A 14,422-nucleotide genomic window follows, 5' to 3' on the forward strand; every position below is an offset into this window, starting at 1 on the left:
CCGTTCGTGAGTAGTTGTCCATTGCCCTCACCCCACCCTAAGGGTGTGAGCGGCCTCTCACCGTTGTGCAAAATGCCCTATAGTGTGCTGGCATGAGACGCAATGCACAACAGGGAACGGCGTCGGGAGCCGACCGGCTGAGCGCCGTCACTTTGGAGGAGTTCCTGGACAAGTTGCCGCCGGAGTTGACCGTTCTTCACGACGGCGGCAACGGTTCCGGCCTGCTGCGCTGGGTGGAGCCCAGCGAGTTGGAGGACCCCACGCCGTACCTGCTCGACGGCGAGTTCCTCCTCACGGCGGGGCTGCCGTTCGTGGGTGAGGCAGGCAATGAGGCCCGGGTTGACGCCTACGTACGGCGCCTGGTGGGAGCCCGCGTGGGAGCCCTGGGCTTCGGGGTGGAACCCTACTTCGATGCGGTGCCGGAAGCACTGGTCAAGGCCTGCGTCCGGCATAACCTGACACTGGTTGAGGTGCCAGGCACTGTGCCGTTCGCTGCCATCGGGCTGGAGTTTTCGCAACTGCTCGAATCGGATAACGCCAAAGTCTTCCGGCAGCTGGCGGACACCAACCGGCAGCTGATGCGCGCGGTCCTTTCGGCGCGGCCCGAGCATGAGCTCCTGGCCGCCCTGGTCCAGCGTGTCCCGGTGTGGGCGGTGCTGGTCGGCGCGGACGGCAGGGTCCGCGCCCGGGCGGGCACCGGCGTCGAGCTTTCCGCCCTGCAGCAGATCCTCGAGCGACTGCTCGGCGGCAGCGGCCCCCGCGTGGAAATGGATTCCTTCGACGTTCCCGGCTCTGCCCTGGTGTTCGGGCACCCGCTGCGCAGCACACGCGACGCCAACCTCGGCGCCCTGATTCTCGGAACGGACCAGCCGCTGACCCCGTCGCAAAACAGCGTGGTCTCATCCGCCGTCGGGCTGCTGGAGCTGCTGGTCCGGCAGCGGACCAGCGGATCCCTTGCGCCAAGCCAGCTGGCCACAGCACTGCTGCTGCATCCGGACAGCTTGGTCAGCGGCGGAGCCCGGCACGTCAATGGGCTCAGGGACCTGCTGGCCCAGAGCACCTCCTCCACCCGGTCAGCCCCGCTGCGGGTGGTGCAGGGAATCAAGGCGGAGCAGGGCACGTGGCCCGCGGGCGACAGCCCCGTCCGGGAGTTGCTGCAGTGGCGGCGGCTGTTCGACACCAAACTCGTAGAGATCACGGACTACGGCTTCGCGGCAGTGACCCGGCTGAAGGTCGATGATGCACTCGTCAGCGAAGTCGAGAAGCTCGGCTGGCGCCTCGTAATCGGGGAGGCCACCGAACTGGCGGGCCTGGCCGCAGCGTATCAGCGGGTGACGTCCGTGCGGTCGCGGGTCCGGAACACCGGCAAGAGCGCGAGGGTTGATGACGTGTCATGGAGCGTGGCCGGTCTCCTCGGACGCGAGGCCGGCACCATGCTGGCGGGCAGGCTGCTGGAGCCGCTGCTGAACCAGGAACCGGAGCGCCGGGACGCGCAGCTGGCTGTCCTGCGCTCGTGGCTGGGCGAAAACGGGAGCTGGGACGCCACGGCCAAGGTACTGGGGCTGCACCGCAACAGCGTCCGGCGCCAGATCAAAGCCGTGGCGGAGCTGCTGGACGCCGATCTCAACCAGGCGCAGGTGCGGGCGGAGCTGTGGATCGCCCTGCAGTACGTGGACGAGCTGTTGTCGGCCGGCGGCACTGCGGGCTGATGCCCGTCCTCCTGGAGCGGCTAATCCCGGCGCAGGCTGTCTTCCCAGGAACGGTAGACAGCGGGACGGCGCTCGGCAAGGTACGGCACGGCGTTCCTCGCGTCCCGGGCCGCCTCCGCGCTGACTTCGGCGAACAGCAGTTCCGCGCCCGGCCCGGCGGCGGCGAGCAGGGAGCCATCCGGCGCGGCTATCACGCTCCCGCCGAGGAATTCGCAGCCGTCCTCCGCCCCGGAGTGGTTGGCGTAGGCCACGGTCAGCTGGCTTTCCAGCGCCCTTGCCCGCAGCAGGATCTGGGGCACCTCTTCGAAGCCGTGGGCCAGCGCCGTGGGAACCAGGAGCAGCTCGGCGCCGCGGGCCGCGGCAGCCCTGGCGGTCTCGGGGAATTCCACGTCATAGCAGATAGCCAGTGATGTCCTGATCCCGTCCAGCATGACGACGGCGGGAGCTGCTTCCGCGGGGCTGAAGGCCTTCCGCTCCTCGGCACCAAACAAATGCACTTTGGCGTAGCTGAGCAGTTCCTCCCCCGTACTGCTGGTGAGTGTGGCCGAGATGTGCCACCGCCCGTCGGCCGCTATGGCAGGGAGGCTGTATACGACGGCAATGTTGTGGCGCCCGGCGATGTCCGCCAGGGTTCGCCGGATTGCGGGAAGGTCGGCGGGGTCCAGTTCGGTGCGCACGCGCAGCGGGGCATAGCCCACCGGAAACAGCTCCGGAGTCAGCAGAACGCGTGCACCGGCCGCCGCAGCCTGACCCGCCGCCTCCTCGACCGCGCCGCAGTTGCGTTCCACGTCCAAAACACTGGAATTCGCCTGCATCAGCGCCAGCAACACCATGATCACCTCGAGAGTTTGTGTCAACGTCCGCGGCCTCCGGGCCGCCTTCCTCCTCAGCGTAGACCCGGCTTGCACGGTCCGGGACGGGCCATTTGCACCTTCCGCGGCAGGCATCGGGACGTATTGTCCGCCCTCCACAACACGGCGACAACCATGCGGATGCGTTAACTTCTTGACTACAACGCGCCGGTGGTGCACTCTTCTAAGCATGCCCTCAACATCGCGCTCAACGAGGAGCCGAACCAAAAACCCTGGGTCACAGTCTGCCCTCCGGCACCTGAACCAGCAGCGGATCATCGAATGCCTGCTTAACGGCCCCTCCACCCAGGCGGAGCTCGCCCGGCAAACGGGCCTGTCCACCGCCACGGTTTCCAACATCGTCAAGATCATGCAGGACTCCGGCCTGGCGTCGACCGAACCGACCACCAGTTCGGGGCGGCGGGCCCTGAATGTCCGGCTGAACAGCAACGGCGCCGTGGCCGTGGGCATCGATTTTGGCCGCCGGCATCTGCGCGTCGTGCTGGCCTCCCTGAGCTACCACATCATCGCCGAGGAATCCGTGCTCCTGCCACTGGGCCACCACGCGGACGAGGGCATCGAGGCCGCCGTCGCGCTGTTGACCAAGCTGCTGGCCGCGAGCAGCGTGGAGCGCAGCGCCATCGTGGGCGCCGGCGTCGGGATTCCCGGCCCTATCGACCGGCGGACGGGCACGGTGGCGCAGGGCGCCATCCTGCCCGAATGGGTGGGAATCAACATCCTCGAGCACCTTGAAAACACGCTGCAGTTCCCCGTGTTTATCGACAACGACGCCAATCTAGGCGCCCTCTCGGAAGTCACCTGGGGGCCGCACAGCGGCATCAGCAACCTCATGTTCATGAAGATCGGATCGGGCATCGGCGCCGGGCTCATCCTGAATGGCGCGCCGTACTACGGGAACGTGGGCATCACCGGTGAAATCGGCCATGCCACTATCCACGAACACGGCCTGATCTGCCGCTGCGGGAACAGGGGCTGCCTCGAGACCATCGCGTCCACCACCACCATGATCGAGTTCCTGAGCCGGGGCAGGGACAAACCGATGACCCCGGAAGACATCGTCCATAAGGCCCTGGCCAGGGACTCGGCCACCTTGCGCGTGGTGGACGACGTCGGCCTGGCAGTGGGCCGCGCCCTGGGCAATGTCGCCAACCTGATCAACCCGGAGGTGATCGTCGTGGGCGGCCCCCTGGCCGGGCTCGGCGACATTCTGCTTGACCCTATCCGCAGGGGTCTGGTGCGGCACGCCGTTCCCGTCATCGGGGAAACCACGACCCTGACCATGTCCTCCTTGGGTGACCGTGCCGAGGCCTTGGGAGCCGCCGCCCTGGTCTTCCAGCATGCCGGAATCCGGCGCTCGTAGCTTTTCGTTATCGGGCTGTTGCGTTAAAGACTTGACGACAATGGCTGTGATCCAGTTTACTTTTTCATCAGACGGCCCCTGCGGTTTGCGGGGCGGACAACGTAGTCACGCATTGGAGGCGTAAGGGCATATGACGTCCGACAGCACGCACAGAGAACCCGTAATCCTCGAGATGCGCTCCATCACCAAGGAATTCCCCGGCGTTAAAGCATTGGCCGATGTGAATCTGCGGGTGAAGGCGGGAGAGATCCACGCAATCTGCGGAGAGAACGGCGCCGGCAAGTCCACCCTGATGAAGGTCCTTTCGGGCGTGTACCCGTACGGAACCTACACCGGCGACATCGTGTACCAGTCCCAGGTCCAGCAGTTCAAGGACATCCGGGCCAGCGAGCACGCCGGCATCGTGATCATCCACCAGGAACTGGCGCTCATCCCGGAACTGTCCATCACGGAGAACATCTTCCTTGGCAACGAACCGGTCAAACGCGGCGTGATCGACTGGGCCGAGGCCCGAACCAGGACCCGCGAGCTGCTCGCCCGGGTGGGGCTGCGCGAAGACCCGGATACCCCCATCAAGGAAATCGGCGTCGGCAAGCAGCAGCTCGTGGAGATCGCCAAGGCGCTGAGCAAGTCCGTGAAGCTCCTCATCCTCGACGAGCCCACCGCGGCGCTGAACGAGTCGGACTCCCAGCACCTGCTGGACCTGATGCTGGGCCTGAAGGGCCGCGGCATCACCTCCATCATCATTTCGCACAAGCTCAACGAGATCGAGCAGATCGCAGATTCCATCACGATCATCCGTGACGGCAAGTCCATCGAGACCCTCGACGTCAAGGCCGACGGCGTTGACGAGGACCGTATCATCAAGGGCATGGTGGGCCGGACGCTGGAGTCGCGCTTCCCGCACCATGAGCCCAAGATCGGCGAGGTCCTTTTCGAGGTCAAGAACTGGACCGTCGGCCACCCGCAGATCCAGGACCGGCTGGTCTGCAAGGGCTCCAACTTCTTCGTTCGCCGCGGCGAGATCGTGGGCTTCGCCGGGCTCATGGGCGCGGGCCGCACCGAACTGGCCCGCTCCGTGTTCGGCCGTTCCTACGGCCGGTACATCACCGGCAGCATCTACAAGGACGGCAAGGAACTCCAGCTCAAGAACGTCAAACAGGCCATTGACGCAGGCCTCGGCTACGTCACGGAGGACCGGAAGTCCCTTGGCCTGAACCTGCTGGATGACATTAAGACCACCACTGTCTCCGCTGCGCTGAACAAGATCAGCAGGCACTTCGTTGTGGACTCCAACAAGGAGTTCACAGTGGCTGAGCAGTACCGCAAGTCCCTGCGCACCAAGACGCCGTCCGTGGAGGAAGGCGTGGCCAAGCTCTCTGGCGGCAATCAGCAGAAGGTGGTCCTGGCCAAGTGGATGTTCACGGACCCTGACCTGCTGATCCTGGACGAGCCCACGCGCGGCATCGACGTCGGCGCCAAGTACGAGATCTACGGCATCATCCAGCAGCTGGCCAACCAAGGGAAGGGAGTCATCGTCATCTCGTCCGAACTGCCTGAACTGCTGGGCCTCTCGGACCGCATCTACACCATCTTCGAAGGCGCCATCACAGGTGTCCTGAACAAAGACGAGGCCAGCCAGGAAAGCCTGATGAAGCTGATGACCTCCGCCCGCAAAGCCGCCGCCTGACCCTCTGGAATCCTCCAGAACCTTCCAGAACAAGGACTGACACAATGAACGCGCTCAAGAAGCTCTTTGGCGGCAACACCCGCCAATTCGGCATGATCTTCGCCCTGGTTGCACTGATCATCTTCTTCCAATTCGCTACCGACGGCCGCACGCTCACTCCAGGCAACGTCATCAACCTCTTCAACGGCAACTCCTACATCCTCATCCTGGCCATCGGCATGGTGCTGGTCATCATCGCCGGCCACATTGACCTGTCAGTCGGCTCCGTGGCGGCGTTCGTGGGCGTCACCGTTGCGCTGGCCATCCGTGACTGGGGAATCCCGTGGTATGCGGGCATTCTGCTCGGCCTTGGCCTGGGAATCCTGATCGGCGCCTGGCAAGGGTTCTGGACGGCGTATGTGGGGATACCCGCATTCATCGTGACGCTTGCGGGCATGCTCCTGTTCCGGGGTTTCAACCAGTTCGTCGGCAAGTCCAACACCATTCCGGTGCCCGCCGACTTCCAGTACATCGGCTCCGGCTATCTTCCGGAGGTCGGTCCGAACACCGGCTTCAACAACCTGACCCTGCTGCTTGGCCTGCTGGGCGTCGCATTCGTGGTCTTCAGCGAACTCCGGGCCCGGCGCACTGCCAAGGCCCTCGGCGCAGAGGTTCCGGAGGCGTGGGTGGCCGTTACCAAGCTCGTACTGATCTGCGGTGCCATCCTGTACGCGACGTACCTGTTCGCCACCGGCCGCCCGGGAACGTCCTTCCCGATCCCCGGCCTCATCCTTGCCGTCCTGGTCCTGATCTACGGCTTCATCTCCTCCAAGACCGTCGTCGGCCGCCACGTCTACGCGGTGGGCGGCAACCGCCACGCAGCCGAGCTCTCCGGTGTCCAGTCCAAGAAGGTCAACTTCCTGGTCATGATGAACATGTCCATCCTGGCCGGCCTCGCCGGCATGATCTTCGTCGGCCGTTCCACCGCCTCCGGCCCGTTCGACGGCGTTGGCTGGGAACTCGACGCCATCGCAGCTGTGTTCATCGGCGGCGCGGCGGTGACCGGCGGCGTGGGCACGGTTATCGGCTCGATCGTCGGTGGCCTCGTGATGGCTGTGCTGAACAACGGTCTGCAGCTCCTCGGCGTCGGCGCAGACCTCACCCAGATCATCAAGGGCCTGGTCCTGCTGATCGCCGTGGCCTTCGACGTTTACAACAAGAGCCAGGGTAAGCGGTCCATCATCGGCATGCTGACCCAGAACTTCAACCGCCCCCGCGGCGGAACGCCGCTTCAGCCCGACGAAGTGACTTCGACCAAAGAAACCATCGCCCGGGAAGCCTGATCACTGACCGCTCCCCGGACGCATTTCCCACCCCTATAGAAAGTGAACCAAGCAATGCGAATGATTGGTAAAGCAGGAAAGGCGGCAGCAGTCGCTGCCATTGCGGCACTGGCGCTGACAGCCTGCGGCCGTTCCGACACCGGCACAACGGGCGGTGGCACCGCAGGCGGCGAGGCTTTCCCCAAGGACTCCTCGATCGGCGTCGCGCTCCCGCAGAAGACCAGTGAAAACTGGGTCCTGGCGGAAAAGCTGTTCAACGACGGGCTCAAGGAAGCCGGCTTCAAGCCGGACGTCCAGTTCGCCAATGGCGGCGTCTCCGAGCAGCAGAACCAGATCAGTGCCATGATCACCAAGGGAGCCAAGGTCATCATCGTCGGCGCCATCGACGGTGCCCAGCTGGGCACCCAGCTGAAGCAGGCCGCGGACGCCGGGGCGAAAATCATCGCCTACGACCGCCTGCTGCTGAACACCCAGAACGTGGACTACTACGTGGCATACGACAACTTCAAGGTGGGCGAGCTGCAGGGCCAGGCACTCCTCGAAGGCATGCAGAAGAAGAAGCCGCAGGGCCCGTACAACATCGAGCTCTTCGCTGGCTCCCCTGACGACGCCAACGCGAAGGTCTTCTTCGACGGCGCCATGAGCGTGCTCCAGCCGAAGATCGACGACGGCACCCTCAAGGTGCTGTCCGGCCAGACATCGTTCGGGCAGGCCGTCACGCAGGGCTGGAAGGCAGAAAACGCCCAGCGCCGCGCCGACACCCTGCTGACCGGCAGCTACGGCAGCGCTTCGCTGGACGGCGTGCTGTCCCCGAACGACACCCTGGCCCGCGCTGTCCTGACCGCCGTGAAGGGTGCCGGCAAGCCGCTGCCCGTCATCACCGGCCAGGACTCCGAGGTTGAGTCGGTCAAGTCCATCATGGCCGGGGAGCAGTACTCCACCATCAACAAGGACACCCGCAAGCTCGTTGAGCATGCGATCGTCATGGTCAAGGACATCCAGGCCGGCAAGACGCCTGAGATCAACGACGACAAGTCCTACAACAACAAGGTCAAGACCGTTCCGGCCTACCTGCTGGAGCCGGTCATTGTGACCCAGGAGAACGTCAAGACGGCCTACGTGGACGATCCGGTACTCGGACCGATCACCAAGTAGCCGCACTGACGGCGTAACGCCAAACGCTCCACCCAAGAGCCCCGGCTCCCCCGCAAAAGGAGGGCCGGGGCTCTTGGCGTCCCACCCCACCCCTCTCCGGCACTTCCTGCCGGTCCTGACCCGACCCTCCCTCAGTTCCCGCCGCCCAAACCCCAACCTTCCCGCAGCTCCTGCGCGTAATGCCACAACGCTCCTGCGCGCGGTGAGAGGATGGCGTCATGACTTCGCCTATCGCCACGCCGTGGCTTTTCAGCCAGTCCAACCAGGATCCTCGCGCCGCTACCGGTGCCGCGTTGCGCTGGGGAGTGATCGCCACCGGCAGGATCGCGTCACTCGTCTCCCGGGACCTGGCTCTCCTCGCTGACGCCGAGCTGTACGCGGTCAGTTCACGCCGGCAGGAGGCAGCGGACGCCTTTGCTGCGGAATTCGGCTTCTCCGCGGCGTATGGGGACGACGGCGGCCAGCAGGGCTACCAGCGGCTCCTCGCCGACGACGCGGTGGACATCGTGTACGTGGCCACGCCTCACGCCCAGCATCACCAGATGGTGCTCGCTGCCCTCAATGCGGGAAAGCACGTCCTGTGCGAAAAGGCTTTCACCATCAATGCCCGCGAGGCTGCCGAGCTCATAGCCGTCGCCCGTGAAAAGAAGCTGTTCCTGATGGAAGCCGTCTGGAGCCGTTTCCTTCCGAGCATGCAGCGGGCGTTTGAAATCGCACGCTCCGGCGAACTCGGTACCGTACAGTGGGTCACCGCGGATCTCGGATTCCCGGCACCGTACTCGCCCACCGCGCGCCTATGGGCCGTCAAGGACGGCGGCGGGGCGCTGCTCGACCTGACCGTCTACCCCCTGCTGTGGGCTCTGGGCACACTGGGGTTCCCGCACGCCGTCAGTGCCACGGGCACACTTAATGACGACGGCGTGGACGCACAGAACGCCCTGACGCTGGAGTATCACCACGGGGCACAGGCACAGCTGACCTCGTCTCTTCTCGCTTACGGCCCGCGCGCCGCCACCGTCGCCGGAAGCCTGGGCTATCTTCAAACGCTTGGCTCCATCAACAACCCCAAGCAGCTTGTTATCGGAATCGGCCGCGAACCGCTGCGCACAGAGCACTTCGACATAGCCGGCCTGGGCTACACCTACGAGCTTCGCGAGGTGACGCGGTGCGTTCAGCAGGGTTTAACGGAAAGCCCGGTCATGCCGCTGGAAGATTCGTTGAACACCATGCGGCTTTTCGACGGCGTTCGGGCGCAGCTGGGCGTCAGCTACCCAAACGATGCCCACTGACAGCGGTCTGCTTAGGCGAGGGGCTGTCGATTCGATGGATTTTTATACGTTTGGCTCTGGACTGTGCCTTTCAATGAGGCATACGCTGTAAAAGATCGTCAGAGTGTTCGCAGACCGGGGGGTGTCGAGCATGGCCAGCAGTGCATTGCCGTGGTCCGCTCTGCGCCCCTTGCGTCCAGTGCTCATTGCGGGCGCGGCAGCCGTGGCCTGGCTTTCCTTCACGGCACCGGCCGCCGATGCCAGCACCCAGCAGGGGCAGGACTCCCTACTCGGCGGGATCTCTTCCGCGGTGACTTCGTCACTCAACAGCGAGTCCAAGGCTGCCCGCATCGCCCAAACGGCACAGAAAACCATTCATTCCGTGGCGGAAGCGCCTGCCAGGCACACGCATGCTGTGGCTGTTCCCGCACCCGGTTCCGCCCCGATTCCACAGGCTGCGCCGCCGGTACGTTCCGCTCCCCAAGCGGCGCCCCGCGCCATCCCCTCCCTGGTGAATGAGCTCGCTGCCCCGCTTCAGGCAGCCGCGGACACCCTGGCCCCGGTCAAAGCGCTCCCGGCTGACACAGCGACGCTCCTTACTGCCCCCGTGACCACTTTGGCGGACCCGGCAGTTAGCGGCATCGCGGAGAAGGTGGCAGGAACTGTTGTACGGCCGGTGACGGAAGCGGCACCTGCCCTGGAACCACACCTCGAATCCATTGCGGATGTCCTCGAAGGGACGCCGCCGCTGGCGGGACCTGCCGTTACACCCGTTGTTGACGTCATTCAGGCACTCACCCCGTCCCAGAAGTCCGACGGCGTCCTGCCGCTCCCGGCAGTCCCGGGACCCGCTTCCTCGGAAAGCGCTGAAAGTGCCCGTGTTTCCACTGCGCACTCCCCTGTCCCGGTACCCGGGGCCGTTGGAAGCTCTGGGCCAAGGCCCTTGTTCCATGCCGCTGCCTTCCCTTCACTGGAACCCGTCGGAGCTGCCCAGTCTCGTCCCGGCATGTCCGCAGGAGGAGGGACGCCTTTCGGTGGCGAGGCGGACCCGGCGGCTGCCCCGCTCCCGACTCCGCCCGCTGGCTCCGGATCGGGCAATGGCCAGTCTGCCGGCGGGCCCTCACCGTCAGCCGCCTGGCTGACCAGTCCGTTCGGCTTCCTTCCGCCCGCGGGCCGTGTGCCTGCTAGTGGTCCGCCGCAGCACGTCCCCTCACCGGTGGCTATCGACCCCGGTTCCTCCCCTGACTAGTTGGGCCTGCTCTGCCATTCCTTGTGCAGAAACATGGCCGATTCGGGCCGCCTTGAGCGCCCGACAACAACTCTTCAGGAGACATCAAAATGCATCAGAACCTTCGCAGGGGCCTTCTGGGCACCCTCTTTGCCGGAGGGCTTTTAGCCCTCGGCGCCACCGCGGCTAACGCGGACACAACCGTCACCGGCACGGTTGCCGTTGGATCAGAGTCCGTTTCGGCGGACGTCAATGCTTCGACGTCGTTGGGCCTGCTGGGTGGTCCAACGACGTCGGGGTCTTCCCAAGTTGCGGCCGCCGCCGACGTTAATCTCGGCAACACCGCAACCGGCACCGGCACCACAGCCGACGCCCTAGTCGATGTCAACCTCGGCAACGCCACAGCAGCCCCAACAGGCGCCGCCAACATCGCGGACGCCCTCGTTGACGTGAACGTTGGCAACGCTGCGGGCACCGGCACCACCGCGGACGCTGTAGTCGACGTGAACCTCGGCAACGCTGCAGCCGCCCCAACAGGCGCCGCCAACACCGCGGACGCCCTCGTTGACGTGAACGTTGGCAACGCTGCGGGCACCGGCACCACCGCGGACGCTGTAGTCGACGTGAACCTGGGCAATGCCACGGCAGCCCCAACGGGCAACGGCACGACCGGCAACGCAGTCGTTGATGTGAACGTTGGCAACGCCGCGGGCAACGGCACCACCGCGGACGCTGTCGTTGATGTGAACCTAGGCAACGCCGCGGGCACCGGCACTACCGCCGACGCCCTGGTCGACGTCAACCTCGGCAACGCCGCGGGCACCGGCACCACTGCCGACGCCCTCCTCGACGTCTCCCTTGGCAACACCGGAACCGCAACGGGCAACGGCACCACCGCGGACGCTGTAGTCGACGTCAACCTCGGCAACGTTGCAGGCACCGGCACCACCGCCGACGCTGTAGTCGACGTGAATCTGGGCAACGCCGCGGGCACCGGCACCACTGCCGACGCCCTCCTCGACGTCTCCCTTGGCAACACCGGAACCGCAACGGGCAACAGCACCACCGCGGACGCTGCGGTCGACGTGAATCTGGGCAACGCCACGGGCAACGGCACCACCGCCGACGCAGTCGTTGATGTGAACCTGGGCAACGCCGCGGGCAACGGCACCACCGCCGATGCCCTCCTCGACGTCTCCCTTGGCAACACCGGAACCGCAACGGGCAACGGCACGACCGCCGATGCCCTCCTCGACGTCTCCCTTGGCAACACCGGAACCGCAACGGGCAACGGCACGACCGCCGATGCTGTCGTTGATGTGAGCCTAGGCAACGCTGCAGGCACCGGCACCACCGCCGACGCTGTAGTCGACGTCAAGCTCGGCAACGCTGCAGGCACCGGCACCACCGCAGACGCCCAGCTCGACGTCAGCCTTGGCGAATCAGGGCTGCTCGGGGATGGCGGCCCGGCCGCTGCGGGCGCCGTCATTGTCGGTCTGGGGACGGAAACGGATCCCTCTGTTGGTTTGGGCATCGATCTGGGCATCGACCTCGGGACTGGCGCCGGAACGAGTACCACACCACCGGCAACAGACCCGGGTGATGGTTCCGGAACCGGATCCGACCCCACGGACGGCACGGGCTCGGGTACGGACGACCCCACCGGCGGCACGGGCACGGGCACGGACGACCCCACCGGCGGCACGGGCACGGACGACCCCACCGGCGGCACGGGCACCGGCACTGACGGCACCACCGACGGCACGGGCACCGGCACTGACGGCACCACCGACGGCACGGGCTCGGGCACTGACGGCACCACCGGCGGCTCCGCCACCGGCGGGGTCTCAGATGGAAGCGGGATCGTGGTTCAGCCTGCAGGCGCAGTGACTACGGATGGCTCGGTGGTGGCCAACGCCCCGACGGCGGCCCTGGCCACTGGCCAGACGCCCAGCGGCGCTCAGTCCCTGGCAAACACTGGAGCAGAGGGGGGTCTGTTGCCACTCGCCCTCGCCCTCCTGGCCGTCGGGATGCTGATGGTCATCCGGAGGAAGAAGGCATAAATAGAGGTCTGGGCCCGCCGCGGGCGGGCCCAAGTGAACATCACGGACCCATTGCCGGTGGTCCGGCTTCGGATGGTCAGAAGACCAGCGGAAGCCGGACCGCCGTCCGGGCTGTCATCCAGCCCCGGATTCCGCGCACAACCTGCGCGCCGTCCGCCGCCCTGCCCCCGTATTACCCTTAACGGGACCCACTGGCGGATAAGGACGGCAAGTATTGGAAGAATCGCCCGGCAGCGTGACCGATGTACTGGACGGGCGCTACAGACTCGGAGAAGTAATAGGCCGCGGAGGAATGTCATCGGTCTACGCGGCCCGGGACGAAAACCTCGGCCGGGACGTGGCGCTGAAGCTCTTCGCTCCGCAGGCTGCAGACGCCGACGAGCTCAAGCGGCAGGAAGCCGAGATAAGGCTCCTCGCGACGCTCAACCATCCAAGCCTCGTGACGCTGTTCGACGCAGGGGTCGACACGCGAGTGCCTGACCGGCCGAGACCGTTCCTCACCATGGAACTCGTGGAGGGCCAGGACCTTCGCGGCCGGCTGCGCCACAGCCGGGTTCCGCTCGACGAACTCGCCGTGATCGGCGCGGGGATTGCCGACGCCTTGGCCTACGTCCATGGTCTTGGCATCATCCACCGCGACATCAAACCTGCCAACATCCTCCTCGTCCAGGTGCGTCCCGGGGAGCCGCTGCGGCCCAAGCTCACAGACTTCGGCATCGCCCGGATCGCCGACGGGACGCGGCTGACTGCCACAGGCACCATGGTGGGGACAGCCGCATACCTCAGCCCCGAACAGGCGATGGGCTCGCCGCTCTCGCCAGCCACGGACATTTACTCCTTGGGCCTCGTGCTGCTGGAATGCATCAAGGGAACCCTGGAATATCCAGGCAGTGCCGTGGAATCGGCCGTCGCACGGCTGCACCGTGCGCCAGAGATTCCCGGAGACCTGCCGGCTGAGTGGCAACAACTCCTGACGTCCATGACGGCCTTCGAACCGCTGGACCGGCCCAGTGCCCTGGACCTGGAGATCGCTCTCCGCCAGGCGCTGGTTTCACCGGAATGTGTCCCCGGGAACGTAGCCGGGGAGCACACCCGTGTCCTCCCCGCCCTGCCGATGCGGCCCCCTTCAGTTCTCCCGGACGGCCGCAGCGGTCACGCCACAGCTACGCAGGACAGAATCCGTGCCACCGCCCGTCCCCGGCGCAGCCGACGCGCCTGGCTGGCGTCCTCTGTCGCTGCGGCCGCCCTGGCCGCCGGAGTGTTGGCGGTAACCCTCGCAGTCACTGCGCCTGGAACGCCCGACGTCGTCACCTACCCCACGGTGACCGGCACCTTGGGCGATCACCTCCTGGAGCTGCAAAAGAGCGTGGAACCGTAACGGTGCACGGCCCGCTCCAGCTGCCGCCTGCTCTGCGGCGGCAGGCGGCGGTTTCCTTCGCGGGTGGCGTGCTCGCGTTGGGCCTGACAGGCTGCGGCGGTGCCGCTCCCGAACTCAAGACCGACGCCGCCACAACCCCGGCCGTTGCGGTCCCCGCGCCGGGTCCCGCCTCCGGTGACACTGCCCGGGGGAATCCCGGAAAGGACAAAGCGGACCACGACAGCGACGACACCAAAGGATCGGCCAAAGACAAGGACTAAAGAGTCCTTGCCGTCATAGCACTGTTCGCGCACTGCAGCCGCAGCTCTCTTCAATTGCCCGGCGCTTCGGACTACGTTGGAGGTGTTCCACCCAACATGCAGCAATCAGAACCGCGG

General features: G+C 65.9%; 11 protein-coding genes. 10 read left to right on the plus strand and 1 reads right to left on the minus strand.

Annotated features, from left to right (window positions below):
• The first annotated feature begins 92 nt into the window (after window positions 1-92).
• Window positions 93-1,709: a PucR family transcriptional regulator gene (locus ACIP90_RS07660; protein WP_400578226.1), complete on the plus strand. Its 1,617-nt coding sequence runs from the start codon at window positions 93-95 to the stop codon at window positions 1,707-1,709.
• Between the two features lie 20 nt (window positions 1,710-1,729).
• Here ACIP90_RS07660 and ACIP90_RS07665 read toward each other — a convergent pair whose 3' ends face one another.
• A complete protein-coding gene (locus ACIP90_RS07665; RefSeq protein WP_400578334.1) occupies window positions 1,730-2,542 on the minus strand; it encodes a nitrilase-related carbon-nitrogen hydrolase in 813 nt (270 codons plus the stop codon).
• A 208-nt stretch (window positions 2,543-2,750) separates the two neighbouring features.
• Between ACIP90_RS07665 and ACIP90_RS07670 the strand changes: the two genes are divergently transcribed.
• The 9 genes from ACIP90_RS07670 to ACIP90_RS07710 all read left to right on the plus strand — a co-directional run bounded on the left by ACIP90_RS07670 (window position 2,751) and on the right by ACIP90_RS07710 (window position 14,305).
• Window positions 2,751-3,941: an ROK family transcriptional regulator gene (locus ACIP90_RS07670; protein WP_400578228.1), complete on the plus strand. Its 1,191-nt coding sequence runs from the start codon at window positions 2,751-2,753 to the stop codon at window positions 3,939-3,941.
• A 130-nt stretch (window positions 3,942-4,071) separates the two neighbouring features.
• On the plus strand, window positions 4,072-5,631 hold the full coding sequence (gene mmsA, locus ACIP90_RS07675) for a multiple monosaccharide ABC transporter ATP-binding protein (protein ID WP_400578230.1): 1,560 nt from the start codon (window positions 4,072-4,074) through the stop codon (window positions 5,629-5,631).
• 44 nt (window positions 5,632-5,675) lie between these two features.
• The gene (mmsB, locus tag ACIP90_RS07680) at window positions 5,676-6,953 is read left to right on the plus strand and encodes a multiple monosaccharide ABC transporter permease (protein WP_400578233.1); all 1,278 of its coding nucleotides are present in this window, start codon (window positions 5,676-5,678) and stop codon (window positions 6,951-6,953) included.
• A 54-nt stretch (window positions 6,954-7,007) separates the two neighbouring features.
• Entirely contained in the window at window positions 7,008-8,108 is a 1,101-nt protein-coding gene (locus ACIP90_RS07685) for a substrate-binding domain-containing protein (protein ID WP_400578236.1), read from the plus strand.
• Between the two features lie 218 nt (window positions 8,109-8,326).
• Window positions 8,327-9,397, plus strand: a complete 1,071-nt coding sequence (locus tag ACIP90_RS07690; RefSeq protein ID WP_400578238.1) for a Gfo/Idh/MocA family protein — start codon at window positions 8,327-8,329, stop codon at window positions 9,395-9,397.
• A 130-nt stretch (window positions 9,398-9,527) separates the two neighbouring features.
• Window positions 9,528-10,625, plus strand: coding sequence for a hypothetical protein (locus tag ACIP90_RS07695; protein ID WP_400578240.1), 1,098 nt, complete (start codon window positions 9,528-9,530; stop codon window positions 10,623-10,625).
• 89 nt (window positions 10,626-10,714) lie between these two features.
• Entirely contained in the window at window positions 10,715-12,667 is a 1,953-nt protein-coding gene (locus ACIP90_RS07700) for a beta strand repeat-containing protein (protein ID WP_400578241.1), read from the plus strand.
• Between the two features lie 214 nt (window positions 12,668-12,881).
• The gene (locus ACIP90_RS07705) at window positions 12,882-14,045 is read left to right on the plus strand and encodes a serine/threonine-protein kinase (protein WP_400578243.1); all 1,164 of its coding nucleotides are present in this window, start codon (window positions 12,882-12,884) and stop codon (window positions 14,043-14,045) included.
• A gap of 2 nt (window positions 14,046-14,047) precedes the next feature.
• The gene (locus ACIP90_RS07710; protein WP_400578245.1) at window positions 14,048-14,305 is read left to right on the plus strand and encodes a hypothetical protein; all 258 of its coding nucleotides are present in this window, start codon (window positions 14,048-14,050) and stop codon (window positions 14,303-14,305) included.
• Window positions 14,306-14,422: the final 117 nt, after the last annotated feature.

Origin of the sequence: Arthrobacter sp. NPDC093139 (assembly GCF_044754165.1) — a bacterium.
Lineage (GTDB): Bacteria > Actinomycetota > Actinomycetes > Actinomycetales > Micrococcaceae > Arthrobacter.